Raw genomic sequence first — 26,996 nt, forward strand, 5'->3', positions numbered from 1 at the left:
GGGCAAAGACCTTTGGAAACGAACGGGATCCCGTCACGTGATCCGCACCCGAACCGACGGCGACGTGCGCGTCGTCACGCTCGACCGTCCCGAGGCGCGCAACGCGCTGCGACCCGCGGACCTGACCGCTCTCCGCGAGGCGTTCGACGGGGCCGAAGGCGACGGCCACCCGCCGGTCACGTACCTCCGCGGCGCGGGCGACGCCTTCTGCGCCGGCGCCGACCTCGACGCGGTCGCCGCGCTCGACGACCCGGCGGCGTTCGCCCGGCGGGGACAGCGGGCGGCCGCCGCGATCGAGGACTCTCCCTCGACCGTCGTCTGCGGGATCGACGGCCCGGCGCGCGGCGGCGGCGTGGAGCTGGCGCTGGCGGCGGACGTGAGAGCCGCGACCCCGCGAGCGACGCTGGGCGAGCCCGGCGTCTCCCTCGGGCTGTTCGGCGCTTGGGGCGGCACGGTCAGGCTTCCGCGCGTCATGGGCGAGGGTGACGCGCTGGACTTCGCGCTTTCGGGACGGGTCCTCGACGCGGAGGCCGCGCTGCGGACCGGGCTCGTCTCGCGCGTCGTCGACGACCCGCGCTCGGTGGCCGACGAGATCGCGGCGGGCGAGGCCGATGCGCTCGCGGCGATCAAGCGCCGGATCCGGGACCGGCGTGAGAGCGGGACGCAGGAAGATGCGGAGGCCGCGGCGTTCGCCGATCTCCACGACGCGCACGCGGCGGAGATCGCGCGACTGCGGGGAGAGTGAGCGACGAAGCGGCGACGGAGGCAACGACGTACCGCAGTCCCGATGTGACAGACTTAAGTAAGTCTCCGACCAACGCCAAGATGCGAAGCACGCACCGGTAGTGTAGTGGTATCACGCAACCTTGCCATGGTTGCAACCCGAGTTCAAATCTCGGCCGGTGCATTTTCCGAGCGAAGCGAGGAAAATCGCCGAGAGAGATTTGAACTCAGAAAGACGCAGCCCGCGCAGCGAACGGAGTGAGCGAGCAGGACCGTCTTTCCCTAGTTCAAATCTCGGCCGGTGTATCTTCTCAAACGTAGTGAGAAAACTCACCAAGAGAGATTTGAACGCTATCAGTTATTTATAAATCGACGGTAGATCGGCGGAACACACCTCCAAAGCCCCAGCCGCGAGGCGGACGCACACTCGCTGTCGCCCGAAAATCAGAGATTTTCGGGATGACGAGAGAGCTTTGCTCTCTCGAACCACGCTCCTCACTCGGTCGCTACCGCTCCCTCGTTGCGGTGCTTGCATCGTCTGCGCCCGCCTCGCGGCTGCCCCTTTGAGTCCCACCCCGCCCAGCACCGCACAGCACCTCACACCTCCCCAACCTCGTCGCTGGCACCCTCCGCTTCGCTCCGGGAGCCAGCGACTCCCTCGCGCGTGCTGCTCGGCCGCAGGGCGGCCTCGCAGGCACGCGCCACCGCCACGTTCATTTATAACTATCTCACACCGGGTCACAGTGCCATTTAAATACCGTCCGCGTTCGCGGCCGTGCCGCTCGTGACCGCGGCGCAAACGTCGGGCGGGCGGCGCTGACGCGGACAGACCCCGTCCGTTTAACAGCGCGTGCGTCCTCTGTTCGCGTATATGGTCGAGATTCTTCTCCTCGTCGGGATCGCGGTGGCGGCGTTCGTCGGATACAACATCGGTGGGGCGACGACGGGGCCTGCGTTCGGGCCGGCCGTCGGCGCGGACGTGTTGTCGAAGGCGGGCGCGGCGGCGCTGATGTCGGTGTTCTTCTTCGTCGGCGCCGGGACGCTGGGCCAGCGCGTGGTGACGACGCTGGGCGAGGACCTCGTCACCGGCGCGAACGTGTTCACGCTGGAGACGAGCATCATCGTCCTCTTCTTCATCGGCGGCGCGCTGTTCGTCGGCAACTTCGCCGGCGTGCCGGCGTCGACGTCGATGACGGCGGTCGGCGCCATCGCGGGGCTGGGCATCGCGACGGACACCCTCGACTGGGCGGTGATGGGCGAGATCGCGATCTGGTGGCTCGTCGCGCCGATCATCGGGTTCTGGGTGTCCGGCGTCGTCGGTCGCTACTTCTACTCGGCGATCGACCGCTGGGTGGCGATCGAAAGCACGGAGGGCGCGCTGTTCGAGCTCGACCGCTCCGGGCTCATTCCGCGGCCGGTCCTCGGCCCGAACACGACGCGCCGGGAGCTGACGGGCGGGGTCGTCGTCATCGCCATCGGCTGCCTGATGGCGTTCTCCTCGGGCACCTCGAACATCGCGAACGCCATCGCGCCGCTCGTCGCGCTCGACGGCGTGGAGATGACGCCGATGATCCTCCTCGGAAGCGCGGCGGTCGCGGTCGGCGCGTTCACCATCGCCCGCCGGACGCTCGACACGCTCGGCAACGACATCACCGACCTCCCGCTGACGGCCGCCATCGTCGTCGCGGTCGTCTCCTCGGGGATCGTCATCAGCCTCTCGGCGGTCGGCATCCCCGCCTCGTTCGTGATCATCGCGACGATGTCGATCGTCGGGCTCGGCTGGGGCCGCGCGACCCGCACGGTGACCGTGCGACAGGGGATCAGCGGCGAGAAGGAGCCGACGGTCTCGGTCGGCGCGCTCGCGGCCGACGAGATGCCGGAGATCGGCGAGGGCGACGCGAGCGATGTCCCCTCGGCGTCGGACCTGTTCAATCCGGCCACGAGCGCGCGGGTCGTGCTGATGCAAAACGTCGTGCCGATCCTCTCGACGGTGGGCGCGCTGGTGACGTTCACCGCGCTCTTCGCGTTCGTCTGGTAGGCGGCCTCCGCGGGCGCCGGGCGGTGCCCGCTACCTGTCGAGGGGCGCTCGCTACCTGCCGAACCGGCGCTGTCGGTCCTGGAAGTCCAAGACTGCGCGGAGGTACTCCCGCCTGCGGAAGTCGCGCCAGTTCACGTCGGTGAAGTAGAGCTCGGCGTACACCGACTGCCAGATGGCGAAGTCGGAGAGCCGCTCGGCGCCCGTCTTGATGACCAGGTCGGGCTCCTCGGGGAACAGCAGCCGCTCTGCGATGTCCGTCTCGTCGATCGCCTCGGGCCTCACCTCGCCGGCCGCGACGTCGCTCGCCAGGTCGCGGACCGCGCCGGCGAACTCCGCCTTGCCGCCGAGGCCGACCAGGATCCGAACCGGTGCGTCGGCGTCGTCGTCAGCGGCGGCGCCCGCCGCGGGGTCGCTGGCCGCCTCCGGCGAGCCGTCGTCGTCGGGACCACGGACCACCGTCTCGGCCGGCGCGTCGAGGCGGCGCAGCTCCCGGACGAGCGTCGGGGCGACCGCGCCGTCGAGGACGGAGACGGAGACGGTGACGCGCTCCGCGCCGTACTCGAACGCCCAGCCGATCGCCGACGACAGCGTGTCGAACGCGCCGTCGGCGAGGAGGTCGCGTTCGGTGAGGACCAAGGCGACGTGCGCCGGCGGCTCGGCGTCGTGGAGGCGGTGGCGCGTCGCGAGGTAGGCGTCGTAGAGACCCACGTGGGGAGGATCCGGTCGCGCATATAAATGGCTTCCCGCCGACGAGGGATTTAATTCGCCGACGCACCTACCTTGGGTAATGGCAGACAGCTACGGCGGGGTGTTCGGCGCGATCCCCTACGCGTTCCGCGCGACCGAGTCGTGGACCATGCGCGCGTACGCCGCGCTCGGCGCGCTGGCGGCCGGGTTCGTCGCGCTCGTCGTCACGCTCGCCCTCGTCGTCTGGATGGGCGAGACCGTCTCGGCGACCGGTGGGACGTTCCTCTTCTCGCGGTCGCTGTTCGTGGTCGCCGGGCTCGGCGCCGTCGGCCCGCTGCTCGCGCCGATCCTGTTCGTCGCCCGCCGCCACCGCCGCGGCGACCGGGTCGCGGCCACCTACGACCGGTGGATGGGCGTCGCCGGCTTCCTGTTCCTGCTCTCTTTATACCTCGGGATGGTCATCTCGGCGCCCGAGGGACTCAGGGACCCGACCGACTCCGCCGTGATCGGCGCGCTGTACGCGCTCCCGCAGCCGGCCGGGTTCGTCCCGCCCGTCGCGGCGGCGCTCGCCGTCTTCGCGACGCACTTCCGACTTCGCGGCGGGTCGGATGAAGGCGCGACGCCGGGCGGCGACGCGGCGGTCGACGACGAGACGGTCGACGGCCGCGACTCGACCGACCCCGGCGAGTCGACGTGAGCGGCCTCCCGCCCGTCGCGGCTCGAAAGCCGGAAGTCGCCCGAGCGTCTACCCGGCCGCAATGACCGACGAGAAGGAGAGCACGTTCCTCGTCACGCACGTCGAGAGCGACTCGGCCGTGCTGAAGGACGTCCACGACGGGCAGGTACACACGCTGAGCTCGAACCCCGGCCTCGACGTCGACGACGCCGTCGAGGCGACCGTCGCCCCCGACCCGCCGATGGAGGTCACCTATCAGGTGATCGAGGTCGCGGAGCGCCGGTCGCTGTCGATCGAGGAGAGCCCGGAGCCGCCGACCGTCCACGAGCGCGAGCTCGCCGCCGAGACGCCCACCGGGGAGCTCGCCCGCGAGGAGCGCGCGGGCGTCGGCGAGGTCCATGTCCTGACGCCGCCGGAGTCGGAGACGGAGGCGGCGGTCGACGACGTGATCGACGACCGCGAGGGGACGCTCTCGCGGGCGGCCCGGCTCGGCGTGAACCGCGTCGAGATCCGGTCGGAGCCCGGCGTCGTGGCGGTCCGATACCTCCCCTGAGGGGCTGAAGGGACGCCGACCGCTCAGTCGCTGCCGACGAGGTTGACGATGTGTCCGCAGTCCTCGCACTGGTACCGGCCCGGACCGAGTTCGGAGAACTGCGGCGACATCAGGGTGTTCCTCCTGCCGCACTCCGGGCAGCTGTCCGGCTCGGAGAACTCGTCGTCGGAGCCGAAGAATACCTCCATCACCTCGGAGGGCGACGGCCCAGCCGCCGCGCGGCGCCTCGCGTCGGCCTCCAGTCGCGCTTGGGCGCCCTGCGCCGAGACGCTCCGGTCCAGCGCGTCGTCGAAGTCCCCTTCCTCGTAGTCCTGGTTCGACATCACCACGTCGCCGGCGTCGTCGACGGTGACCGTCGCGTACTCCGTCGGTGCCGCCCTGTAGTACGCGACGTACCCGCCGCCGAGGAGCCCGCCGAGCCCGAGGACGGCTATCAGCGGCGGGAAGATGAATATGAAGGGGAGCCCCACGAGGAGCCCCAGGAGGAGTCCCAGCAGCGAGCCGAGGAACGCGCCGAAGAGGCTCCCCTCCTTCAGTTGGACTTCGAGGCCGACCCGGATGCCCTTCGGGGCGTCCGTCATCCCGACGAACGTGACCTCGACGGGATCGTACAGCTCTTGCTCCGCGTACGCGATCGCGTTCTTCCGTACGGTCGCCTCGTCGACCATACGTCGGCAGAACACGCACGTCGCCATAATTGTTACCGCCGAACGAGGAGCGGCGGCCGCGGTGGATGCCGTACCGACCGCGCAGTCGGCACCGAGTAGACCGCGGGATCGACATCGATCCGACCGCGTCGTCGACACCGGTCTGACCGCGTCGTCGACGCCGTGGACCTCGACCGAGACGCCGCAGCCTCGCAGATAAGAAGGCTTATTCGCGCCCGCGGAGGAAGCGGTATTTATGGTAGCGATCGAGGTGCCGGAGGTCAACTACACCGACTACTCGAACCGGCAGCTCGCGGCGGTGCCGCTCGCGTTTCTGGTCCTCGCATTGGCGATCATCGGCGGCTGGTTCGTGGCCACCGGTGCGCCGGCGAACATGGGACTAGAGTTCACCGGCGGCGTCGAGCTGCGAGTCGCAGCGGACGGAGGAAACGTCGAACAACAAGTTCAGACAGCGTTTGACCGCGAGCCCGACGCGGTCCGGACGATCCCCGGCGACGACGTCGTCGTCGTCACGTTCCAGGCGGCCGAAGACGACCCGGAGGGGCTCGCGAGCGACCTCCAGGACCAGGCGGAGGCGGCGGGACTGACGACGACCGCGGTCGACCAGGTGTCGCCGAGCTTCGCGAGCGACACCGCGCGTACCGCCCTCTTCGGCGTGGCGCTCGCGTTTCTCGGGATGAGCGTGCTCGTGTTCGCGCTGTTCCGGACGTTCGTTCCCTCGCTCGCGGTCGTCGCGTCCGCGTTCTCCGACCTCGTGATACCGGTCGCGGCGATGAACCTCCTCGGCATCCAGATGACGCTCGGGACGATCGCGGCGCTGCTGATGATCATCGGCTACAGCGTCGACTCGGACATCCTGTTGAACGACTCCGTGCTGCGCCGCACCGGCGAGTTCTACGAGTCGGTCAGCCGCGCGATGCGGACCGGGGTGACGATGACGCTCACCTCCATCGCCGCGATGGTCGTGATGGCGGTCGTCGCCTCGGTGTTCGGCGTCGGGCTCCTCCGTGACATCGGGATCATCCTCTCGGTCGGGCTGTGCGCCGACCTGATGAACACGTACCTGTTGAACGTCTCGCTGCTTCGCTGGTACAAGTTCGAGGGGGTGGCCCGGTAATGCTCGAACCGATCAAGGAGAACTGGCGGATCCTGCTGCTCGTCCTCGTCGTGATCGGGTCGACGGTGACGTTGTTCGGCCCCGGGTTCGGTCCGGAGCCGGCGCCCGGCGAGAGCGCGAGCGAGGCCAAACAGGGGATCACGAACCTCCAGTACGGGCTCGATCTCGCGGGCGGCACGCGCGTCCGCGCGCCGCTGTCGGGATACACCGCCACAGACGTGGCGCTCGGGGGTGAGAGTCCAGAGGCGGTCGCGGAGGCGGTCGCGGCCGAGTTGGACAACGCCTCCACGCGGGACATCGGCGTCGTTCCCGACGAGAGCGCGGTGGAGGTCACGGAGCCGTCCGTGACCGAGTCCCAGTTCCGCGCGGCGATGGACGCCGCCGGCTACGAGTACGACGGGATCCGCTCGGGCGTCACCGAGGAGACGCGAGAGGCGACGATAGAGATAATCCAAGGGAAGATCAACGAGGCGGGCCTCTCCGGCGGGAGCGTTCAGCAGGTCCAGTCGATCACCGGCGAGTACTTCATCCTCGTCGAGGTGCCGGGGCAGGGCCGGCAGGAAGTGATCGACCTCCTCGAGGACCGCGGGACCGTTCGGATCGACATCGCGTACCCCGACGGGAACGGCACCGCGGTCCAGGAGGGGGCGCTGATCCAAGACGACTTCGAGGAGATCGGGACCGCGACGCAGAGCGACCGCGGCACCGGAGCGTACGTGCCCGTTACCGTCCGCAACACCGCCGAAAGCGGGCAGTCGCCGGCACACGCCTTCCAAGACGCCGTGGCGCGGCGCGGCTTCGCCGACGCCTACCAAACCCAGGCGGACCGATGCGGATACAACTCGGAGACCGGGGAACTCGAGAACTCGAACCCGTGTCTGCTGCTCGTCGTCGACGGCGAGGTCGTCAACTCCTTCGGGATGGCCCCCGACCTGGCCGACAGCATGGCCGCCGGGTCGTGGGCTGAAACGGGGAACTTCCGGCTCACGACCGGCGAGTTCACCGAGGCGCAGACCATCTCGCTGAACCTCCGCGCCGGCGCGCTCCCGGCCGACCTCGACATCAGCGGCGAGGGGACCTCCTCGTCCATCTCGGCCTCGCAGGGGGAGAACTTCCGGACGTACTCGCTGATCATCGGCGTGCTCTCGGTGTTCGCCGTCGCCGGGATGGTGTTCCTCCGCTACCGGGAACCGCGGGTCGCCCTGCCGATGATCGTCACGGCGCTGGCCGAGGTGTACGCCCTGCTCGGGTTCGCGGCGCTGCTCGGTTACCCGCTCGAACTCGCGGTGATCGCCGGCTTCATCGCCGTGGTCGGGACCGGGGTCGACGACCTCGTCATCATCGCCGACCAGGTGATGAGCGAGGGCGACGTGAGCTCCCGGACGGTGTTCAACTCGCGCTTCCGTCAGGCGTTCTGGGTCATCGGCGCGGCCGCGGCCACGACCATCATCGCGATGTCGCCACTGATGGTGCTGTCGCTCGGGGACCTCTCCGGGTTCGCCATCTTCACCGTCCTCGGCGTGCTGATCGGCGTGCTGATCACCCGCCCCGCGTACGGCGACATCCTGCGCCGCCTGCTGACGGTCCGCTGAACCGCTCGGGACTCGCTGCCGTCTGGTTCTATTCTGAATCCGACGTTCGATCAGTTATCTCGCGTGTAAAACACCGTTTTTCTTGTTCGTGATCTCGGATGGGCCGCCGCTAGAGATCAGTCAAAAAATGAACGACGACCCGACAAACTATTAATTTAGACCGATCAAAACCGTCTATGCCCACCGACGCCGTCGAAGATTATCTCAAGGCGATCTATCGGATCGAGTCGCGGGCGGGGCCGCCCGTCTCCACCTCGCAGATCGCGGAGGCGCTCGACAAGACCCCCGCGACCGTGACGAGCATGGTGGAGACGCTCTCCGACCGGGGGCTGCTCTCCCGCGAGAAGTACAAGGGCGTCGAGCTCACGCCCGCCGGCGAGGTCGCCGCGCTGGAGGTCGTGCGCCGGCACCGGCTCATCGAGGCGTTCCTCGCCGAGCAGCTGGACTACGAGGCGACCGAGGTCCACGCCGAGGCCGACGCGCTCGAACACCACGTCAGCGAGGAGTTCACGCGGCGCGTCGAGAGCCTCCTCGACTACCCCGCCGCCGACCCGCACGGTGACCCGATCCCCCCGGCGGACCTGTCGACGCCGGAGGACGCCGGCACCGCGCTCGTCGCGGCCCTGGAGCCCGGTGAACGGGGGACCGTCGCCCGCATCAGCGACCGCGACCCCGACGTGTTGGAGTTCCTCGTCGACGCGGGGATCACCCCGGGCACGACCGTCGAGGTCGTCGACGTGGCCTCGTTCGGGCTGGTCACCGTCCGGACGAGCGACGGCGACGAACACGGGCTGCCGGAGGCGGTCGCGGACCGCGTGTACGTCCGCCGCGCCGCGGAGTCGAGCGCCGCCGGCGACGGGCAGGAGGCGAGCGACGCATGACGAGCTACGTCGAGATCCTCGTCGTCGCGTTCGCCGCCCAGCTCGCGGTGCTTCCGGGCGAGAAGGTCCAGCTGATGATCGCCGGGCTCGCGACGAAGTACGATCCGAAGATCGTCGTCGCCGCGGCCGGCTCCGCGTTCGCCGGGTGGACCGCCGTCGAGATCGCCTTCGGGCAGGCCCTCCAGTCGGCGCTGCCGCCGCTCGCGCTCAACGCCGCGACCGCGGTCCTGTTCTTCCTCTTCGCGGTGCTCCTGTACCGCTCCGCCCCGCCCCGCGGAACGAGCCCCGAGGCGGAGCGCACGGACGGCGGGATGGCCGCGTTCGACGACCTCTCGCTGCCGGGGCGGCTCGACCGATACTCGGGGTCGCTCGGCGGCTTCCTGCCCATCTTCGCGCTCACCGCGACCGGGGAGTTCGGGGACAAGACCCAGCTGGTCACGATCGGCTTGGCCGTCCAGTACGGCGCGACCTCCGCCATCTGGGTCGGCGAGATGCTCGCGATCATCCCGGTGAGCATCGCGAACGCGTACTTCTTCCACAAGTTCGCCGGACGGGTCGATATGCGGCTCGCGCACCTCGGCTCCGCGCTGCTGTTCGCCTTCTTCGGCGCGGACACCGTGCTGGCGATCGCGACCGGCTTCTCGGTGTGGGAGACGTTCGTCGGGGCGGTCGGCGGGCTCGTTGCCGGACTGTTCTGAGCGCTCCCGCTGCGGACGCTCTCGAACCGGCTCAGAACTCGTCGAGCGCCGACTGCTCGGCGGCCGCGAGAACGTCGTCGCAGGTCGCCCACGACGCGCGCGCGCAGTCGGGGAGACCGCCCGTATCAGCGACGTACTCGCGGAGGAACGACCGCGTCGCGGGGTCGCTGGGATAGCCGCTCCCGAGGTCGCCATACCCGGCGTACTCCGCGTCGATGGCGGCCATCCGCTCGTCGCGGGCCACCTTCGCGACGACGCTCGCGGCGCCGACGACCGGGTCGTCCGCGTCGGCGCCGTGCGCGGCCGTCACGTCGACCGACGGGAGCGGTTCGCCGTCCACTGAGGCGTCGTTTTCGCCCTCGTCCTCGACGAACTCGCGGAGGCGCCGCGCGAACCGCCCCTCGCTGGTGTCGCCCGCGTCCGCGACGACGCGGACCGGTTCGTCGATATCGGTCGCAACGGTCCCGGAAAGTGCGATTCGCGCCGCCCGTGCCTGTCCACGGACGGTAAGCGTGTTCATGTCCGTGTCGGGTCGGTCGATCTCCGCGGGATCGACGAAGGCGACGCCGACGGCGACCCGCTCGAGCGACGCGATCTCGTCGTCGATCTCCTCGCGCCGAGCCGGCGCGATCCGCTTCGAGTCGTCAACGCCGGCCGGCAGGCTCGCTGGGTCGGCGATCACCGCGGCCGCGACCATCGGTCCCAAGGCGGGCCCCTTGCCGGCCTCGTCGACGCCGAGGTACACGCGTGGCTGGTGGGCGTGCGAGGGGAAATACCTTCAGAAAGGGCGAGGCCTCAGTCGAGCAGGACCGCGCTGACCTGGCCGGTCTGGCCGGGGCGGGAGGTGACGCGGGCGCGGCCGGCGGACGTCTCGATGATGGCGCCCTTCGTGACGATGTTCCGGCGGGCGTAGTTGACGTTCGCGGGGTTGTCGACGACGTTCTCGATATCGGCCTCGCTGACCTCGCCGTCGTCGGCGACCTGCGCGACGTTCGTCGAGAGCGCTCGGACCTTCTTCCCCGTGCCGCGGGAGTCGATGTACTGGAGTCGCGTCTCGCCGACCGTGGTCTCGGCGGGCTCGCGGCCGAGCTGGTGGCGCTTCTTGTTCGAGGCGTGCTTGAGTCGGCCGCCGGTCCGCTTGCGCGCGGAGCGTCCCTGGTCTTTCATACGGGTACGAACAGCCAGCGAATACTTGAAGCGTTCGACTCGTCCCGGCGGGATCGGCGGCGCGAGCGGGATCAGCGCCGCGACGCGGACCGGTTGCGCGGGCCGAATCCGCGGAGCGAACCCGCTCAGGCGAACGCGCGCTCGAACGCCCGGACCCCCTCGTCGGTGCCGGCGACGACGAGCTCGTCGCCCCGCTCGATCCGCGTCTCCGGGCCCACGTCGGTGACGAGGCCATCCCCGCGCTCGACGGCGATGACGGTACAGCCGGTGGTCTCGCGGACCGCCGCCTGCCCGATCGTCCGGCCGATCAGAGCGGGGGCCTCGCTCCTGACGACCTCGACGTGCGTGTCGAGCGAGAGCACGTCCCGGTCCGTGAACACGGCCGACGCGGACATCCGACCGGTCACCGTCGAGAGGGAGAGGACGTAGTCGGCGCCGGCGCGGTGCATCTTCGGGACGCTCTCGGGGTCTTCGACCCGCGCGAGCAGCTCCACGTTCGGCGCCAGGTCGCGGACCACGAGCGTCGAGAACTCGGCCGTCGTGTCGTCGGGAAGGGTGAGGACGACGGTTCGCGCGTCGGCGACGCCGGCCTCCCGCAGCGTCTCCGGGTCGGTCGCGTCGCCGACCACGTCGATCGCCTCGCCGCCGTCGCGGTCGACGACGGTCACCGGGAGGTCCGCCGCTTCGAGAGCGTTCGCGACGGTCTTTCCGACCTGGCCGTACCCGACGACGACGGTCTCGCCCGCGCCGAACCGGCGGGCCGCCGAGTTGGTCAGGTCGACGAGCCGCTCCACTTGCTCCTCGGTTCCCGAAACGAGGAGGACTGTTCCCGCAGACAGCGTCGCGTCCGGCGGCGGCGCCGCCTCGAACGACCCGTTGAACCACGCGCCGATCACGTCGACGCCGGTGCGCTCGCCGATCCGGCTCCCGGCGAGCGTCGACCCGGCGAGGCCGCTGCCGTGGTGGATCGAGATCTCCGCGATCCGCAGGTCGCCGACCGCGACCGCCTCGTTGAGGTCGGTCCGAACCGCCGTCGTCACCTTCGAGGCGAGGCTCTCGCCGAGCAGCGACCGCGGGGAGAGCACCTCGTCCGCGCCGGCGAGCCGGTGGTACCGCTCGCGACTCGGGTCCTCGACGACGCTTATCGCGCGGACGTCCGTCGAGAGCTCCTTCGCGGCGAGGACGATGCTCGCGTCCACCCGGTCGGAGACGTCGGTGACCAGGGCGCGCGCGTCCGCCAGCCGCGCGTTCGAGAGCCCGTCGGTCGTCTCGGGGTCGGCCCGGACCACCGTGTGTCCGGCCTCGTACAGCGCCAGCGCCCGGTCGGGGTCGGGCTCGACGACCACGTACGGCACCGCCTCCGACTCGAACTCGTCCAAGAGCGCGTCGGAGCGCGTGGTGTCGGAACAGACCACGACGTGCCCCTCCGTGTCGCCCTCCAGCGACCGGGGGACGGTCGTCGCGAACGCGGACTCGAGGAGCGGGGTCGCCACCACCGGGAGCGCGCCGATGAGCAGCATCATTCCGACGAGATCCATCACGGCGACGAACGCGTGCATCTGCTGGCTCCCCCACGAGGACGCGTCGCCGCCGAACCCGGTCGTCGTGAACATCTCGACCGCGAACTGGAACGACTCGATCAGGGTCCGGGGGTCGTCCTCGAAGACGCGCATTCCCCACCGGTAGGCGACGGCGGTGAACGTGAGCATGACGCCGAGAAAGACCGCGTACAACACGACCCGCCGCTTCCACGTGTCCATCGGGCCGCGATACGTCGCGCCCGTACAAAAACGGGTGGACTCGTCCGGCTCGACCGTCGCGTCCGCGGCTCGGCCGCGCGCGCTAGCCGGACGCCCGGGCGTTGCTGGTCGGACCGTCCGGCCGTCGGGTCGAAGTTCGATGGTTTAAGTTCCGGGGGCCGAACCGTCACGCATGGTGCGGGACCCGTCGCGAGACCCGGAGCCGCCGTCGGTCGACGAGGTGCTCGACGCGCTGGCCGACGACGCGGCCCGTCGGATCGTCGCGGCGCTCACCGAGCCGAAGACCGCGAGCGAGCTCTCCGAGGAGTGCGACATCCCCCTGTCGACGACCTACCGGAAGCTGGAGAAGCTCACCGACGCCTCTCTGCTCTCCGAGTCGACGGACATCCGGCGGGACGGGCAGCACACGACGCGGTACTCGGTGTCGTTCGACGCCGTCACCGTCTCCGTCGACGACGGCGGCGACGGCGACGGCGACGCGGACCGCCGCGAGTTCGACGTGGAGTTCTCTCGGCCGGAGCGGACCCGAGACGAGCGACTTGCCGACCTGTGGTCGGAGCTACGAGAGGAAACATGAACCCCTACATCGACCTGACTATCATCGTCGCAAAGACCGCCATCCTGGTGCTCGGTGGCAGCATCACCTACTACGCGCTCCGCGCGTACGACCGGACCGGCGACCGGTCGCTGCGGGAGCTCGGCGTCGGCTTCGGCATCGTCACCGTCGGGGCGCTGCTGGGCGGCGTCTCCCACCAGATCATCGGCGCCGACCTGGCGGTCGGCATCGCCATCGACGGCCTCCTCACGGCGGTCGGGTTCGCGGTCATCGTCTACTCGCTGTACTTGGAATAGACGCAGCCGAGCGGCGTTCGACGCGCGACGAACGGTACCCTTTTGCGGCGCTCGGCCGTTCGTTCACGGCATGAGCGACGCACGCGAGGAGCTCTCCCGCCGGATCGCCGGCGAGATAACGCTGAGCGACGACCCCGGAGCGACGCTCCGGAAGTGGCGGACCGACTTCGACGTCTCGCAGACGGAGCTGGCCGAGCAGCTCGGCGTCTCTTCGTCGGTCGTCTCCGACTACGAGAGCGGTCGCCGCGAGAGCCCGGGGATCGGCGTCGTCCGCCGCACCGTCGAGGGACTCCTCGACATCGACGAACGGCGCGGCGGCGGGCGCCTCCGCCAGCACGCCCGGGTGCTCTCGGCCGGGTTCGAGAGCGACATCGTCCACGACCTCCGCGAGTACTCGACGGCGGTCCCGCTGGAGGAGTTCTACGAGGCGATGGGCGCGACGGAGATCGTGCGCGGCGACCACGACCACGTGAACGGCCACACCGTCATCGATTCGATCCAGGCGATCACGCGGCTCTCCAGCGAGGAGTTCTACCGGCTGTACGGGCAGTCGACGAACCGCGCGCTCGTGTTCACGCGGGTGACGCGCGGCGAGTCGCCGCTCGTCGCGCTGCGGGTCGTGAGCCCGACGCCGAACGCGGTCGTGCTCCACGGGATCGAAGACGGGGACCTGTGGGACCACGCCGCCGACCTCGCCCGCGTAGACGGCGTCTCGCTGGCCACGTCGAACCGCGACCTCGACGACTGCCTCGCGGCCCTCCAGGCGCTTTGAGGTCGCCGCGGATCGGGCGGACGACCGAACCGCGGCGGCTTCCCGAACCGCGGCCCTGAAACCGCCGGCGCTCGTCGGTCCGGCCATGAGCGAGGACTACGCCGAGCGGCTCCGCGCGAACCGCCGGGAGAAGGACGACTTTTTCGCCGACCACCCGCAGTCGCCGATCCCGCCGGAACGGCGCGACGAGTTCGACGGGCTCGACTACTTCCCGCCGAATCCGGACTACCGCGTCGAGGCGACCGTCACCGTCCACGACGACCCCGATCCCGTCGAGATGGAGACGACCGCGAGCAACCCGGTCCGGTACCTCCGGGTCGTCACGTTCGCGTTCGAGGTCGACGGGGAGAAACACACCTTGGCGGGCTACCGACAGGAGGGCGACGACGGCGCCATCTTCGTCCCCTTCCGCGACAAGACGACCGGTCAGCAGACGTACCACCAGGGGCGGTACATGGAGCTGGCGCCCGAGCGCGACCTCGACGACGGCGACAGCGTCACGATCGACTTCAACCTCGCGTACAGCCCCTTCTGCGCGTACAGCGAGACGTTCTCCTGTCCGCTTCCGCCCGAGGAGAACTGGCTGGAGATCGTCGTTCCTGCGGGCGAGCGGACGCCGGACCTCGACTGAGCGGCGGGAGCGTCGCCGGTGTCGCCACTCTGGGGGGCGTGAAAAACACGAAAATCGGATTCCGGAACGGCCCGAAAGCAGTCCGTCGCGGTCGGCTTACTCGAGCGTCTCGCTCGTGACGAGGGTGTCGTCCTCGAGGTAGTGCTCGATGTGGTGGCCGTGTTCCTCGACGTCTTCGAGGATCTCCCGGAGCTGCTCTTCGGTGTTGTAGTCGCCGAGGTTGTTGGCGAGCTGGATGTGCTCGCGGAGCTGCTCGGTGATGTCGCCGAAGATCTCGAGGTCGTGCTCCAGCGACGTCCGGATGTCGTAGGCGTCGGCGTCCTCGGGAGTCACCGGCGCGTGCTCCTCGTAGTTCGCGCCGCCGGAGAGCGGCACGCCACCGAGCGCCTGCGCGCGCTCGGCGAGCACGTCGGCGCCCTCTTCGAGGTCGGCCGCGACCTCGCCGAGGTACTCGTGGATGTCGAGGAACTCGGCGCCCTCGACGAGCCAGTGGTGTTTCTTGATCTGGTGGTAGAGGACGTACGTCGCCGCGAGGTCGCTGTTGAGCGCGTCGACGAGCTGTTCGGCCTTCTCCTCGGGGACGCGGAGCGCTTCGCTCTCGTGAACGTCGCCGTATCGCTGACGGGCCTGCTTCTGGGTACTCATTTCACCTCTACGTACGCGCGCGACCTACTTAATAGTTTCTACTGAGAAAACTACTTTTTCATATTAACAAAATTATTTTCTGCTATTCGCCGACGGCGCCTACCAGACCCCGCTGTGCGGAGAGCGTCTCGCGGTCGAGCGTCTCGGTCAGGGTCGCCGGTTCCCGGCCGAGTTCGGCCGCGACCGCGCCGTCCGGGCGGGCGACGAGGGAGCTGCCGGCGTACGTCGCCTCGTCGCTCGCCCGCCCGCCGCCGGAGCTCCCGGTGCGGCCGGCGGCGACGACCCACCTGACGCCGTCGAGCGCGCGGGCGCGACAGAGGAGCCGCCAGTTCGCGGCGTGGTCGGCGGGCCACGCGCCGACGACCGCGAGCGCGTCGACCGCGCGCTCGGCGAACCACGCGCTCTCCGCGACGAAGTTGAGGTCGTAGCAGGTCAGCAGTCCGGTCGACCCGGCGGGCGTCTCGACGACGACGCGCTCGCCGCCGGGCTCGACCCACTCCGACTCGTCGTTCCACAGGTGTCGCTTGCGGTAGACGGCCAATCCCCCGCGATCGTCGGTCGCAGCCGAGCCCGGGCCGTCGCTCGTCTCCGCGTCCGGGCCGTCGACTGTCTCCGCGTCCGGGCCGCCGCGCGCGTCGCGGGCCGGCGGCGGAACGTACGCGGTCGCGTTGTACACGCCCTCCCCGTCGCGCTCGGCGTAGCCCGCGATCACGGCCGCGTCGGCGGCCGCCGCGATCGATTCGAGCCGTTCGCGCGCGGCGTCCCGAGGAAGCGCGGTCTCCCGAAGCCGCTCGTCGGCGGCGAACCCAGTGAGCGCGTACTCCGGGAAGACGACGAGGTCGACTCCGTTCGACAGGCCGGCCGCTCGGCGCCGGAACCGCTCGACGTTCGCGTCGACGCGGAGGTCGTCGACGGTGACCTGCGGGACGGCGACGGTCGGGTCGGGGCCGGTTCGGTCGCTCACGCCCTCGCGTTCGTCGCGGGCGACCAATAACGCCGGGGGTCGGGGAATCAGCACGCCTCGGCCGCAAGGACGATACCCCAGCGGCCCCGACCGTGTGGCATGACCTTCGCCGACCTGTTCGAGCGCGCGGCCGCACTCGACGGCGAGCGCGACGAGGCGGACGTGCGGAGCGCGCTCGACGACGTGCGCTCGGCGCCGGACGAGGGCGCCGCCGACAGCGGCGACGCCTCTGCCGACGGAGACGCGGTCGCAGAGCCCCTCGACCCCAGCCCGGCCCGGGTCGTCGCCGACGCCGACGCGCTCGCGGCGGATCTCCTCGTCGGCGGAGACGCCCGCGAGGCGCTCGACGCCCTGCGGGCGCACGCGTGGACGACGCTCGTCGCCAGCGATCCGCTCCTCGACGACGCCGAGGCAGTGATTGCGTGGCTCTCGGACCCGAGTCTTGCGGCCGACTGGCGCGCGGCGGTCGAGTCGTGGCGCGAGCCGGTGGCGCAGCCCCCGGGCGACCACCCCGCGCTGGCGTCCGCGTACCGCGGCGGCGCGATGCAGGTCGTGAGCCTCGACCCCTCGCTGACAGGGCCGGGGGCCGCGGCCGGACTCCGCGACCGACTCCCCGTGAGTGTCCGGGAGCCGCGGGCGTTCGCGACGGTGTTCGACCCCGCGAAGCTGTACCCCGACGCGGTCGGCGGGGCGTACCCCGGTCCCGACCGCGACCCGCGGACGATGGACTCGGTCCGCGCCGGCGGGGACCAGCACCGATAAACCGCCGCCGGCCGGAGCGATCCGCATGACCGACGCGGAGGGCGCCCCCGAGCTCCCGGCCGACCTCGACGCGGTCCGCGACGCGCTCGTGGACTGGTACGAGGCGGACCACCGCGAGTTCCCGTGGCGCCGCACGGAGGACCCCTACGAGGTCCTCGTCAGCGAGGTGATGAGCCAGCAGACCCAGCTCGACCGCGTCGTGCCCGCGTGGGAGGACTTCCTCGACGAGTGGCCGACGACCGCCGCCCTCGCCGCGGCCGACCGCGCCGACGTGGTCGCCTTCTGGTCGGACCACTCGCTGGGGTACAACAACCGCGCGAAGTACCTCCACGAGGCGGCCGGCCAGGTCGAAGACGACTACGACGGGGCGTTTCCGGAGGACCCGGACGGTCTCAGCGAACTGATGGGCGTCGGGCCGTACACCGCCAACGCGGTGGCGTCGTTCGCGTTCGACAACGGCGACGCCGTCGTCGACACCAACGTGAAGCGGGTGCTGTACCGCGCGTTCGACGTCCCGGACGACGACGACGTGTTCGGACGAGTCGCCTCCAGGCTCATGCCGGCGGGCGAGTCCCGGGTGTGGAACAACGCGATCATGGAGCTCGGCGGCGTCGCCTGCGGGAAGAGCCCCCGCTGCGACGAGGCCGGCTGCCCGTGGCGCGAGTGGTGCCACGCCTACCAGACGGGCGACTTCACCGCGCCCGACGTGCCCGAACAGCCGAGCTTCGAGGGGAGCCGGCGGCAGTTCCGCGGGCGGATCGTCCGGCTCCTCGGCGAACACGACGAGATGGAGCTGGACGCGCTCGGCCACCGGATCCGCGTCGACTACGCGCCGGACGGCGAACACGGCCGCGAGTGGCTCCGCGGGCTCGTCGACGACCTGGCGGACGACGGGCTGGTGGAAACCGAGACGGCCGACGACGGCGTAGTCGTGTCGCTCCGCCGCTGAGACCCCCTGTCGCCGGTTGCGAGCGGCGCCCCCGGAACCGTCACCCGTTTATTACGGGAGCCGGAAGGGAGACGCATGAGCGAGACCGTCGACTCGGACCTGTACACCCGCACGAAGGCCTTACTGGAGCCGGGCGACATCGAGCTGCTCGGCTGTATCGTCCACACGGACCTCGACGGCCAGCAGGACCTGGAGATGCACGAGCTGACGGTCGCCGCCAACGAGGTCATCGCCGACCACGCCGACAAGGGCGAGACCTACATCGAGGCCGGGAACGACGACACGAACTTCTCGTCGAACCAGTTTCAGGGACTCACGCTCGACGGCGAGGAGTTCGTCTGGGAGTGCCAGCAGCTGCTCCGCGACGGCGCCTTCGACATCGTGTTCTACTACGAGGCCGACGTCGACCAGGAGGCGCTCGCGGCCGACCTCGCGGACCTCGACGACGTCGACCGCGTGACGCAGGTGCCCTGAGCGGGAGCGACGAGGAGGGTCACCGTCCCGTGAGCGACACCGTCCTGATCCCCGCCGGCCGCGACGTGCGCGCCACCCTCGACACCGCCGCGAGCGACGGGGCTGCCGAGGGCTCGTCGGACCACCCTCGGAGCGACGCGGTCGTCGTCGCCTGTCCGCCGCACCCCCAGCAGCGCGGTCACCGCGGCGACGAGCGACTGGTCGCCGTCTCTGAGGCCCTGACCGACCGCGGGATCGACTGCCTCCGGTTCGACTACGGCGACTGGGACGAGGGGTACGGCGAGACCACCGACGCGGACCGGGCGGTCGGCTGGGCCCTCGACCGCTACGACCGCGTCGGGCTGTTCGGCTTCTCGTTCGGCGGGACGGTCGCGCTCGTCGCGGCCGCGTCGCGGCCCGAACTGGCGGGCGTCTGTGCGCTCGCCCCGACCGCGCGACTGAACGCCGACGTCGACGCGGTCGCGGCGCTCGACGAGGTGGTCGAGCGCGGCACTCCGGTTCGGATCCTGTACGCGACGCGGGACTCGACCGCCGACTGGGAGCCCGTGGTCGAGCGGGCGGCGGAACTGGGGGTCGAGACGGTCGCGTTCGAGTCCGACCACTTCTTCGTCGGGCGGAGCGGGGAGGTAGGCGAAGCGGCCGCGGCGTTTCTCGGGACGAGGATTCGGCAGCGTTCCTCGGGGCCGGACTGAGCGGCGAGTAACGGCTCAGTTGTACCCGCGCCAGCGGCGGCCGCACTCCTTACATTTAAAAAAGCGCGTCGGGGGCTCGTCGGCGGCGCCGGTCTGTTTGATCGTGTACCACGCCTCGCCGTGGCCGCACTCGTCGCAGACGACGTCGGTCGCGGTCGGCTTCCCCTCGAAGTTCGCGCCCTCCTCCGTCTCGATCACCTCCTCACCGGTCTGTTCGGTCGTCGATTCGAACTCGGCGGCGAGCGTCTCGTCGCGCTCGGCGGTGCCGCCGCAGTCGTCGTTCTGACACACCATCTCCCCGTCGCGAGAGACCATCATCGAGCCGCAGTCGTCACAGAACTGCATATACGTGGGAGACAGGGGATCGAGCGGTTTAGGTCCGGTGGGTGCGGTCGCGGAGCGGTCCCTCGGCCTCGGCAGCTCTCCGCCGGACGCTCCGTGGCCTCGAATCGCGAAACTGTCAAGTGATGTGGTACGGTTGATCACCGTATTGTGTGGTCGCGCGCTCGGACTCGTCTGGTCTTCGTCTCTCTCGTGGTCGTCCTCGCCGGGACCGCGGGCCTCGTCCCGTCGGCCGGTGGCGTGGCGCCCGCTTCCGAACACCGTCCGACGGGCGTCATCGGTTCCGGCGACTCTCCACAGACCGACCCGGCGCCGCTCCCCGAGTACGGCATCGAGACGATCGCCTACTGCGACGAGGTCCGGGACACGGACGGAGACGGAAACGCCGAGTGTCTCGGCCGCGGGGACGCGTTCGACGCGGACTCGCCGTTCCACCCGTACCTCGTTCTCACGAACGTCAGCGAGAGTCACACGATACGGTGGCACGTCTCGACCCCGTCGGACCAGTACACGGTATCGTCCACCATCGAGCCCGGCGACACCGTCGTCTCCTACAGTTCGATCGGCATCGACGGCACCGGCGAAGTGGAGGTTCGACTCACGATCGACGGCCGCGACAGGTCCTTGGACAGCCTCTACGTCGGCGACGCGCCGACGGCGACGTTCACGAACACGCCGACGACGCCGGAGCCGGGCGACACGGTCCGGTTCGACGCGTCGAACTCGTCCGGCGAGAGCGTGAACTTGGACTACGCCTGGGACCTCGACGGGGACGGCGCGACCGACGCGACCGGAGAGCGCGTGACGACCTCATTCTCGGAGGGTGGCCGTCACCGGAACGTCACGCTCAGGGTGACCGACAGGTACGGGCTCTCCGACAGCGTGTCCGAACTCGTGTACGTCAACATCCCTCCGGTCGCGAACTTCACGGCGTCGAGCGACCGCATCCAACAGGGGCGGTCGGTTCAGTTCGTCGCGTCGGGGCGCGACCCGGACGGGCGGATCGAGTCGTTCGAGTGGCGCTTCGGCTCGAACCGGACCGTCGACGCGAGCGGCCGGACGGTCGAGACGATTCCGACCGATAGCGGCCGGTTCACCGTCTCGCTCACCGCCGTCGACGAGAGGGGGGCTGACGCGACCGTCACGAGGACGTTCGCCGTGCGGGCCGACTCGGACGGTGACGGGCTCGTCGACGAGCGGGAACGGGAACTCGGAACGGATCCGACGGCCGCGGACACGGATGGTGACGGGCTCCACGACGGCCGCGAGGTCGAGCTGGGGGCCGACCCGACGGCAGCGGATACGGACGATGACGGACTCAGCGATGGGCGAGAGGTCGAGCTGGGAGCCGACCCGACCGTGGCGGACACGGACGGCGACGGACTCGACGACGCTCGCGAGGCCGAGATCGGGACGGATCCGGCGGCGGCGGACACGGACGGCGACGGGCTCGACGACGCACGCGAGGTCGAACTTGGAACGGACCCGACGGCGGCCGATACGGACGGCGACGGGCTCGGTGACAGACGGGAGGTCGAACTAGGTTCCGACCCGACCGCGGCGGACACGGACGGCGACGGGCTCGACGACGGGCGGGAAGTCGAACTAGGTTCCGACCCGACCGCGGCGGACACGGACGGCGACGGGCTCGATGACGCGCGCGAGGTCGAACTCGGAACCGACCCGGCGGCGGCGGATACGGACGGCGACGGGCTCGACGACGCCCGCGAAATCGAACTCGGAACGGACCCGAGGGCCGCCGACACGGACGACGACCGGATCGAAGACGGGCGCGAGGTTCGGCGAGACCTCGATCCGCTCGACGCCGACATGGACGACGACGGCGTCCTCGACGGAGAGGAACTCGAACGGGGCAGCAGTCCGCGCGATGCGGACACGGACGACGACCTGTTCGCCGACCGGATCGACCCGTTCCCGTCGCTGGTCTGGTTCCCGCTCGGTCTGATACAGCTCCTCGCCACCGCGGCGTTGTACGTCGGTGCGATCCGATTCCGGTGAGGCGGGCGGAGACGAACACCGACCGCACTCCGCCCGTGAGCCCCGCGCGACGTCTCAGGGGAGCAAGCGACCGCGAAGGACCCAGACGCCCACCGCGATCCAGAAGCCGGACACGTGGGCCGCGGCACCGGCGAGGGCGACGATGACGTCGAGGCTCGGGGTCGCGTAGCCGTACAGTTCCGCGCCGGTGACACACGCGGCGAATCCGAGGAGCGTCGGTATCCGGTAGTCGTTGCTGAGCGGTCGGACGCGCCACCAGACTCCGAGCGACGTCACGCCGACCGCGACGATAGTGTACGTCAGCCCGATCGACACCGCCTGTCCCGTGACGGAGCGTACTCCGGAGCGATAGGCGAAGAGACCGGCACCGGAGAGAACGACGGAGAACATCGCTGCGAGATGTAGCACGCGCGTCCGTACCTGGCCGCCACCCGGCAGCGAGCGCTGCTGGAACGCGTGGACGACTTTCCGGTAGAAGTGAGCGGCCGCCGCGCCCTCCGTGGCGTGGAAGAGTAGGTAGAGGTACGCGGCGTAGAGGTCGTAAGACCCCCTGAGTACGGCGATCGAGGTGAACCAGTAACCCGCACTGAGGAGCGTTCCGCCGACCAACAACGCTCGCCTGCTCGTTACCTGCCGGAGCGCTCTCGCGACGCCGCCGGCGAGGAGGACGCCGAGTCCGATCACCATCAATCGGACCGGGAACACGCCGGGCTCGGGTGCCAGAAACCAGTCGAGTACGAGCCCGATCACGGTGCGTCCCACACGATTTCGCGGAAGAGGTTGAAGCAGACGGCCAGCGGGAGCAATACGGCGAGGGCCGTCCCGAACAGCCGGGTCCAGCGGAGGTACGCGCTCGACCAGCCGTACCAGACCATCGCGCCCAGAGCGAGGACGACGAGCGCACTGGCACGCGCGCTCAGCCCGACGGACCGAGAGAGCCGGTCGCTGAACACGATCCCGACGCCGACGAACAGGCAGAAGACGCCGTATCGGAGAAGGGTGGCGCTGCTCCCGTCGAACAGCGCCTCAGTCATGGTCGTGCGGTTCGGAACCGGCAGCGAGCGCGTTCGCCGTAGCGTCGTCGTCGGTCACCTCCGTCGCGTGTCGAGAGATGAACATCTAATCCTCGCGCCGGATCGACGTCGATCCGCTGTCGGTCGTTCCAGAGTCAGTCGTTCTGGAAGTCACGCCGCTGTCGGTCGTTCCGGAGTCGGTCGCTTCGGAGTCAGTCGTTCCGGAGGTCACGCCGCTGTCGGTCGTTTCGGTGGTCGAACGGTCGTTCGAGGCCGCTTCCGTCGCCTCGATGTTCTCGATGTCGCCCTCGATGGGGTTCTCGGCGGAACACCACGGGCAGACGACTGGGTTCGTGTTCCCGTCCCAACAGGCGATGTTGTCGCAGTCCGCACAGACGAACAGGCCGGTGTTCGAGCAGTGCGGGCACCCCTCGTATTCCGGCGGGAACTCGAACGGACCGGACACCTGTGCGGTGCCGGACGACCCGCCGCCTCCGTCGCCGCCGGCCGTCGGTATCGACGTGCTCGTGGCCGCCCACGCGTTGCCCCGCCGCTCGAATCGGATCGTAAACGGGTCTTCCGAGTACATACACCGCGCCGAGGCGCGGACGACGCCCGAGGAGGCGTCGCCCGCGTCCGTCTGCCCGGTCCCCTCGTCGCTGATCTCCTCGACGATGTCCGCGGCCGTGTCGATGAGTCCCATCGTGTAGCCCATCTGTACAATCGCATTTAGAAGTTACTCCGCCCCGGACGTCGGGTCGGCGAGCGAGAGGCGGGTCAGCGTAGAGAATCCGAGGAGGACGAGGGATTTCGCGGCGTCACTCCCCGGAGTCCGTTCTGTCGCGGTAGGTCTCGCGATAGGCGCGCGAGCCGCGGATCTCGTCCAGTCGCCGGACGGTCTCCACGGAGATCCGCTCCGCTCGCTGCCGGAGCCGCTCGCGGAGTTCGTCGCTGACGGGTCCGTCGAGCCGTTCGCACGCCTCCTCGAAGGCGACCTCGCTCAGTCGACGCATAACCGTCTTGACCTCTTCGTCGTCGACGTGAGCCGCGTCGACGTTCCGGGCCGCCCCGGGCTCGGCACCCCGTTCGTCTCCGCCGGTTACGAGCCCGCTCACCCTATCGATCAGGCGATCACTCTCGGCCTCCTCTTCGTCGGCGAGGCTGGCGTCCGGGTTGGCGGCGTCGACGAGCGTCTCGGCGGCGCGCTCTCCCACGACGGCTTCGAACGTGGCGATGGTCGTCCAGTAGTCCTCGACGAACGCACTCCACAGGTCGTGGTAGAACTCGAGTTGCGGCCGGTCGATGCCGCTCGCGTGATCCTCGTCGAAGCGGCCGCGGAAGGCGTCCAGCGACGTCTCGAACTCGTCTCTGTCCGCGGCCGCCTCGAACGCCGGGAGGAGGCGTTTGCGGTGTCGCTCGACCAACTCGCGTAGCTCCTCCTCGTATGTCGGGAGGTCTCCCCACGTCAGCGACCCGTCCGCCGCGGCCGCTCGGACGGTCTCGACGAGCTCCGAGACGTCGTACGGCTCCCCCGATTCGCCCCCGACGACGTCGAAGTGATAGGGGTCGCCCTGGTCGTCCACTCGCGAGACGAACCGCACGTTCGAGAGGGTCCCGCTGACCAGTCGCGCCATCCTGTCGACGCCATCGATCGATACTCTGAGCGGGTCAGTCCCGCGACGATACCGTTCCCAGAACTGCGCGACGAACTCGGCGTCGGCGTCGGAGATCGCGTCGGTCCGCTCCGCTGGCGGCGCGTTCGGACTCTCGCCCGGACTCCCGCTGTCGCCGGTCTCGTCGGCCTCGACGGAGTCCGCGGCCGCGTCGGCGGAAGGAGATTCCGGGGCACCGTCGTCTCCCCGCCCGCGTTCCTCCGCCGCACGGTTCGGGACCGCGTCGTCGGGGCCTCCCTCGCCGGCGCGGTCGGTCGCGTCCGCGCCCGGAGTCGATTCGCCGGGCCGGTCACGGTCCGATCCGGGCGTCCCCGCCCGGTTCCTCCCGGATTCCGCGTGCGGATCCGCTCCCGGGCTGCCGGCGGTGGCTCCCGGGCCGCCGTTGTCGGCCCGGACCGAGACGGTGACGGTCGATTCAATGGACTGCTGTTTCTCCGTGATCTGCTGGCTCCGCTCGAACAACTCGTTGACCAGATCCTTGACCGCGACGTCGCGGAGGTTATCGAGCGGCGTCGCGTACAGGTCGAAGAAGCACTCTCCCGACCTGACGGAGTCCCACTCGACGAGGCGACCGAAGACGAAGGTCCGGTCGTCGAGGGCGTCGAAAAAGTACCCTTCGCTCCGATACAGCGCCATGTCTGCGCCGTCGACGAGGTCGACGATCGCCTGTTCTGCGGCTTCGTTTCGTCCGAGCTTCGTCCCGGCGTGATGCCCCTGAAAGTCGTACAGTCCGTGGCGGAACTCGATGTCCTGATACATGGGTCGTTACGTGGTGTTTTTGAGCCAGCGGCCGACGTTTTCGAACCCCTTGAGGACGACTTTCCCCTGTGAGTGTTCGATCTCGTCACGGTTCCCCTCCGGAACGGAGACGCCGAACAGGTCCATGCTCTTGTCTCGCGCCTCGCTGACGAGTTCGAGGACGTCGTCGCCTTTGTTCCCCGGGACCTGTCGATCGATCTCCTTGACCAGGTCGTCGTCGAAGTACCGCGTGTTGACGCTCCCCCGTCCGAGGAGACTGATCTTGTAGTCGGTGGGGTCGTAATCCAGCATATCCGTCGCGGTGAACAGCAGCAGCCCCGTCTTGTCGTCGGCGTCGGCCAGCCGCAACAGCTCGGCGTCGATGATGCCGTCGATGTCGTCGCGGAACATCTTCTTGTAGAGGTTATAGAGGAATATCACCCGGTCGCTCCGGAGGTAGTGGTAGAGGTACGCCCACTCCCACTCCTCGTTTTTTATCGCCTTCGTGTCGTCGTTTATCCGCTCTCTGATGGCCCCGCGCTGCGGCTTGGTTCCGGTCGACTGGTATTTCTCACGAACCTCGTCTTCGTCGTAGTTCCCGTTTCGAAGCCGCTGTACCGCGGCCTCCTGTGCCTCTCCGGGAATGTCCATCGCCGCGACGGTGATCGTCTTCGCCATCGACTGGTCGGCGTTGAGGTTGAACTCGACGATGTAGGTGTCGCGGCGGTTGGTCTGTTCGGGGTATCGGTAGGAGCTCCGCATGCGTTCGACCACCTCGTCTTCGAACAGTCCCCGGTCGCCGTACGTCACGCTGTAGTTCCCGACGAGGTCGTCCGTCGAGACGGCGTTGCTGATCACGTCTCGCCAAGAACTCGATCCGACGGCGCTCGACCGTTTCGACTGTTTTATTTTGATCGCCATGGCGCCGAGGAAGGTCGACTTCCCGCCGCGTTGCCCCGCCATCAACATCACTTCGTCGGGGTTTTCGCTCACAGTCCCCACCCCTGTGAGCCCGCGCTACCCGACGTCGCTTTCCGGTACTCCGTGCGGAGGGCGTTCAGGAGAAGCCCGACCATGACCGTCGTGAACACGGGCGGCAATATAAATAGGAGGTCGTCGGTCTCCAGGTACGCTCGGCCCATTATCCAGACGGTGTAGGCGTACATCTCGGCGATGAGGAACGCGACGGCTCCGAGGAAGTGGGTACTCTTTCCCGTGAAGAATCGGAAGTACGCGACGCTCCCGAACAGGACGGTCGCGCCGATCATCCCGTTGAGGAGGATCCGAACCGGCGAGACCGCCACGGTGATGGAGACGGCGAGGAAGAAGAATATCGCCGTCGCGCGTCCCTGTGGGGTGTCAGCCTGGAGAAAGAGGACAGGCATCGTCCCGATGAGCACGTGCGCGATGGAGTAGTGTAACTCGATGAGATCGGCGGAGAAGATCGTGGGAAGCATACCGCGGTACATCGTCGTACTCACACCGATGAGGGCGCCGAAGACGACGATGAGTCCCACGTTGATCAACTCGTCTTTGTTCATACAGTTCCGTCGTAACCTCCGAACATAATTGCTTTGCCAAGTCTCTCGGTCGGCGACTTCGAGAGACACACTCTCCACAGTGAACTACCCCACCCTACCGGTCGGGCTGACGCCCTCGCGCTTGAGGGTGGGGCTTCCTGTTTCCACGACGCGCTTTGCATCCACAACCGAGGACACAGGGAGCGCAGTCTCCACAGGCGTTGATTCGGAGCGTCCCGCTCCTAACCGCTTCTTCACACCGCGAGAAAGAATATTCCACGCCGCATTCGCGTCTCTGTCGGCCTCGAACCCACACGCCGGGCAGGAGTGTTCGCGCACCCACAACGGTTTCTCGGTCGAAACGCCGCAGGACGCACACTCTTTCGTCGT

Annotated in this window: 32 protein-coding genes and 1 tRNA gene; 18 read left to right on the forward strand and 15 right to left on the reverse strand. The window is 69.3% G+C overall.

What is annotated here, in order from left to right; genetic code table 11:
• Window positions 1-37: 37 nt before the first annotated feature.
• The 3 genes from AC4NMM_RS09650 to AC4NMM_RS09660 all read left to right on the forward strand — a co-directional run bounded on the left by AC4NMM_RS09650 (window position 38) and on the right by AC4NMM_RS09660 (window position 2,761).
• Window positions 38-745 carry an enoyl-CoA hydratase/isomerase family protein gene (locus AC4NMM_RS09650; protein ID WP_096394881.1) on the forward strand — a complete coding sequence of 236 codons (708 nt, stop codon included), beginning with the start codon at window positions 38-40 and terminating at the stop codon, window positions 743-745.
• Between the two features lie 91 nt (window positions 746-836).
• Window positions 837-907 (forward strand) — tRNA-Gly (locus AC4NMM_RS09655).
• A 687-nt stretch (window positions 908-1,594) separates the two neighbouring features.
• A complete protein-coding gene (locus tag AC4NMM_RS09660; RefSeq protein ID WP_096394883.1) occupies window positions 1,595-2,761 on the forward strand; it encodes an inorganic phosphate transporter in 1,167 nt (388 codons plus the stop codon).
• A 51-nt stretch (window positions 2,762-2,812) separates the two neighbouring features.
• On the opposite strand, the gene AC4NMM_RS09665 is transcribed toward AC4NMM_RS09660, so the two are convergent.
• Entirely contained in the window at window positions 2,813-3,469 is a 657-nt protein-coding gene (locus AC4NMM_RS09665; protein WP_096394885.1) for an undecaprenyl diphosphate synthase family protein, read from the reverse strand.
• Between the two features lie 79 nt (window positions 3,470-3,548).
• Here AC4NMM_RS09665 and AC4NMM_RS09670 point away from each other — a divergent pair, with 79 nt between their 5' ends.
• Window positions 3,549-4,145, forward strand: coding sequence for a DUF8056 family protein (locus AC4NMM_RS09670; protein ID WP_096394887.1), 597 nt, complete (start codon window positions 3,549-3,551; stop codon window positions 4,143-4,145).
• Window positions 4,146-4,206: 61 nt separating this feature from the next.
• Entirely contained in the window at window positions 4,207-4,677 is a 471-nt protein-coding gene (locus tag AC4NMM_RS09675) for a DUF5812 family protein (RefSeq protein ID WP_096394889.1), read from the forward strand.
• 23 nt (window positions 4,678-4,700) lie between these two features.
• On the opposite strand, the gene AC4NMM_RS09680 is transcribed toward AC4NMM_RS09675, so the two are convergent.
• A complete protein-coding gene (locus AC4NMM_RS09680; RefSeq protein ID WP_491924166.1) occupies window positions 4,701-5,345 on the reverse strand; it encodes a hypothetical protein in 645 nt (214 codons plus the stop codon).
• A gap of 235 nt (window positions 5,346-5,580) precedes the next feature.
• On the opposite strand from AC4NMM_RS09680, the gene secF reads away from it, so the two are divergent.
• From secF to AC4NMM_RS09700, 4 genes are all read left to right on the forward strand, one after another.
• Entirely contained in the window at window positions 5,581-6,462 is an 882-nt protein-coding gene (gene secF, locus AC4NMM_RS09685; protein WP_096394891.1) for a protein translocase subunit SecF, read from the forward strand.
• Window positions 6,462-8,054, forward strand: coding sequence for a preprotein translocase subunit SecD (locus tag AC4NMM_RS09690; RefSeq protein WP_096394893.1), 1,593 nt, complete (start codon window positions 6,462-6,464; stop codon window positions 8,052-8,054). Before secF ends, AC4NMM_RS09690 begins: the two co-directional genes overlap by 1 nt.
• A gap of 176 nt (window positions 8,055-8,230) precedes the next feature.
• Window positions 8,231-8,935, forward strand: coding sequence for a metal-dependent transcriptional regulator (locus AC4NMM_RS09695; RefSeq protein WP_096394895.1), 705 nt, complete (start codon window positions 8,231-8,233; stop codon window positions 8,933-8,935).
• Window positions 8,932-9,633: a TMEM165/GDT1 family protein gene (locus AC4NMM_RS09700; RefSeq protein ID WP_096394900.1), complete on the forward strand. Its 702-nt coding sequence runs from the start codon at window positions 8,932-8,934 to the stop codon at window positions 9,631-9,633. The genes AC4NMM_RS09695 and AC4NMM_RS09700 overlap by 4 nt, the downstream gene beginning before the upstream one ends.
• A gap of 31 nt (window positions 9,634-9,664) precedes the next feature.
• Here AC4NMM_RS09700 and rnhB read toward each other — a convergent pair whose 3' ends face one another.
• From rnhB to AC4NMM_RS09715, 3 genes are all read right to left on the reverse strand, one after another.
• Window positions 9,665-10,378: a ribonuclease HII gene (gene rnhB / locus AC4NMM_RS09705; RefSeq protein WP_096394902.1), complete on the reverse strand. Its 714-nt coding sequence runs from the start codon at window positions 10,376-10,378 to the stop codon at window positions 9,665-9,667.
• 50 nt (window positions 10,379-10,428) lie between these two features.
• Window positions 10,429-10,800 (reverse strand): 30S ribosomal protein S8e, encoded by a 372-nt coding sequence (locus AC4NMM_RS09710; RefSeq protein ID WP_096394904.1) that lies wholly within the window; start codon window positions 10,798-10,800, stop codon window positions 10,429-10,431.
• 125 nt (window positions 10,801-10,925) lie between these two features.
• A complete protein-coding gene (locus AC4NMM_RS09715; protein WP_096394906.1) occupies window positions 10,926-12,560 on the reverse strand; it encodes a potassium channel family protein in 1,635 nt (544 codons plus the stop codon).
• A 172-nt stretch (window positions 12,561-12,732) separates the two neighbouring features.
• Here AC4NMM_RS09715 and AC4NMM_RS09720 point away from each other — a divergent pair, with 172 nt between their 5' ends.
• The 4 genes from AC4NMM_RS09720 (at window position 12,733) to AC4NMM_RS09735 (ending at window position 14,815) form a co-directional block, all read left to right on the forward strand.
• Window positions 12,733-13,137 (forward strand): ArsR/SmtB family transcription factor, encoded by a 405-nt coding sequence (locus AC4NMM_RS09720; RefSeq protein ID WP_096394908.1) that lies wholly within the window; start codon window positions 12,733-12,735, stop codon window positions 13,135-13,137.
• Window positions 13,134-13,412 carry a DUF7521 family protein gene (locus AC4NMM_RS09725; RefSeq protein WP_092920202.1) on the forward strand — a complete coding sequence of 93 codons (279 nt, stop codon included), beginning with the start codon at window positions 13,134-13,136 and terminating at the stop codon, window positions 13,410-13,412. The genes AC4NMM_RS09720 and AC4NMM_RS09725 overlap by 4 nt, the downstream gene beginning before the upstream one ends.
• A 70-nt stretch (window positions 13,413-13,482) precedes the next feature.
• The gene (locus AC4NMM_RS09730; RefSeq protein WP_096394910.1) at window positions 13,483-14,184 is read left to right on the forward strand and encodes a helix-turn-helix domain-containing protein; all 702 of its coding nucleotides are present in this window, start codon (window positions 13,483-13,485) and stop codon (window positions 14,182-14,184) included.
• Window positions 14,185-14,269: 85 nt separating this feature from the next.
• Complete coding sequence (locus AC4NMM_RS09735; protein ID WP_096394912.1) at window positions 14,270-14,815, forward strand: DUF1684 domain-containing protein; 546 nt, start codon at window positions 14,270-14,272, stop codon at window positions 14,813-14,815.
• Between the two features lie 96 nt (window positions 14,816-14,911).
• On the opposite strand, the gene dpsA is transcribed toward AC4NMM_RS09735, so the two are convergent.
• Together dpsA and AC4NMM_RS09745 are read right to left on the reverse strand one after the other, a co-directional pair.
• On the reverse strand, window positions 14,912-15,460 hold the full coding sequence (gene dpsA / locus AC4NMM_RS09740) for a DNA starvation/stationary phase protection protein DpsA (RefSeq protein WP_004597035.1): 549 nt from the start codon (window positions 15,458-15,460) through the stop codon (window positions 14,912-14,914).
• A gap of 82 nt (window positions 15,461-15,542) precedes the next feature.
• Complete coding sequence (locus AC4NMM_RS09745; RefSeq protein WP_096394924.1) at window positions 15,543-16,424, reverse strand: carbon-nitrogen hydrolase family protein; 882 nt, start codon at window positions 16,422-16,424, stop codon at window positions 15,543-15,545.
• A gap of 99 nt (window positions 16,425-16,523) precedes the next feature.
• Here AC4NMM_RS09745 and AC4NMM_RS09750 point away from each other — a divergent pair, with 99 nt between their 5' ends.
• From AC4NMM_RS09750 to AC4NMM_RS09765, 4 genes are all read left to right on the forward strand, one after another.
• The gene (locus AC4NMM_RS09750) at window positions 16,524-17,186 is read left to right on the forward strand and encodes a DUF7384 family protein (RefSeq protein ID WP_096394926.1); all 663 of its coding nucleotides are present in this window, start codon (window positions 16,524-16,526) and stop codon (window positions 17,184-17,186) included.
• A gap of 25 nt (window positions 17,187-17,211) precedes the next feature.
• Window positions 17,212-18,135: an HhH-GPD family protein gene (locus tag AC4NMM_RS09755; protein ID WP_096394928.1), complete on the forward strand. Its 924-nt coding sequence runs from the start codon at window positions 17,212-17,214 to the stop codon at window positions 18,133-18,135.
• A 75-nt stretch (window positions 18,136-18,210) separates the two neighbouring features.
• Complete coding sequence (locus AC4NMM_RS09760; RefSeq protein WP_096394930.1) at window positions 18,211-18,609, forward strand: DUF5778 family protein; 399 nt, start codon at window positions 18,211-18,213, stop codon at window positions 18,607-18,609.
• Window positions 18,610-18,638: 29 nt separating this feature from the next.
• Window positions 18,639-19,301: an alpha/beta hydrolase gene (locus AC4NMM_RS09765; protein WP_491924167.1), complete on the forward strand. Its 663-nt coding sequence runs from the start codon at window positions 18,639-18,641 to the stop codon at window positions 19,299-19,301.
• Between the two features lie 15 nt (window positions 19,302-19,316).
• Here AC4NMM_RS09765 and AC4NMM_RS09770 read toward each other — a convergent pair whose 3' ends face one another.
• Window positions 19,317-19,646 carry a transcription factor S gene (locus AC4NMM_RS09770; protein WP_096394934.1) on the reverse strand — a complete coding sequence of 110 codons (330 nt, stop codon included), beginning with the start codon at window positions 19,644-19,646 and terminating at the stop codon, window positions 19,317-19,319.
• Between the two features lie 147 nt (window positions 19,647-19,793).
• On the opposite strand from AC4NMM_RS09770, the gene AC4NMM_RS09775 reads away from it, so the two are divergent.
• Window positions 19,794-21,662 carry a PKD domain-containing protein gene (locus tag AC4NMM_RS09775; protein ID WP_491924168.1) on the forward strand — a complete coding sequence of 623 codons (1,869 nt, stop codon included), beginning with the start codon at window positions 19,794-19,796 and terminating at the stop codon, window positions 21,660-21,662.
• Window positions 21,663-21,716: 54 nt separating this feature from the next.
• Here AC4NMM_RS09775 and AC4NMM_RS09780 read toward each other — a convergent pair whose 3' ends face one another.
• The 7 genes from AC4NMM_RS09780 to AC4NMM_RS09810 form a co-directional block, all read right to left on the reverse strand.
• Window positions 21,717-22,412: a hypothetical protein gene (locus AC4NMM_RS09780; RefSeq protein WP_096394936.1), complete on the reverse strand. Its 696-nt coding sequence runs from the start codon at window positions 22,410-22,412 to the stop codon at window positions 21,717-21,719.
• Window positions 22,409-22,696 carry a hypothetical protein gene (locus AC4NMM_RS09785; protein ID WP_096394937.1) on the reverse strand — a complete coding sequence of 96 codons (288 nt, stop codon included), beginning with the start codon at window positions 22,694-22,696 and terminating at the stop codon, window positions 22,409-22,411. Before AC4NMM_RS09785 ends, AC4NMM_RS09780 begins: the two co-directional genes overlap by 4 nt.
• An 85-nt stretch (window positions 22,697-22,781) precedes the next feature.
• A complete protein-coding gene (locus AC4NMM_RS09790; protein WP_096394938.1) occupies window positions 22,782-23,378 on the reverse strand; it encodes a hypothetical protein in 597 nt (198 codons plus the stop codon).
• A 115-nt stretch (window positions 23,379-23,493) separates the two neighbouring features.
• Window positions 23,494-25,107 (reverse strand): hypothetical protein, encoded by a 1,614-nt coding sequence (locus AC4NMM_RS09795; protein WP_491924169.1) that lies wholly within the window; start codon window positions 25,105-25,107, stop codon window positions 23,494-23,496.
• 6 nt (window positions 25,108-25,113) lie between these two features.
• Window positions 25,114-26,079, reverse strand: a complete 966-nt coding sequence (locus AC4NMM_RS09800) for a hypothetical protein (protein ID WP_096394957.1) — start codon at window positions 26,077-26,079, stop codon at window positions 25,114-25,116.
• On the reverse strand, window positions 26,076-26,627 hold the full coding sequence (locus tag AC4NMM_RS09805) for a hypothetical protein (protein ID WP_096394958.1): 552 nt from the start codon (window positions 26,625-26,627) through the stop codon (window positions 26,076-26,078). Before AC4NMM_RS09805 ends, AC4NMM_RS09800 begins: the two co-directional genes overlap by 4 nt.
• Before the next feature lie 84 nt (window positions 26,628-26,711).
• Window positions 26,712-26,996: zinc ribbon domain-containing protein (locus tag AC4NMM_RS09810; protein WP_491924170.1), on the reverse strand; the 285-nt coding region annotated here is incomplete at its 5' end.

The sequence above is a fragment of the Halorubrum sp. SD41 genome, from assembly GCF_058630335.1.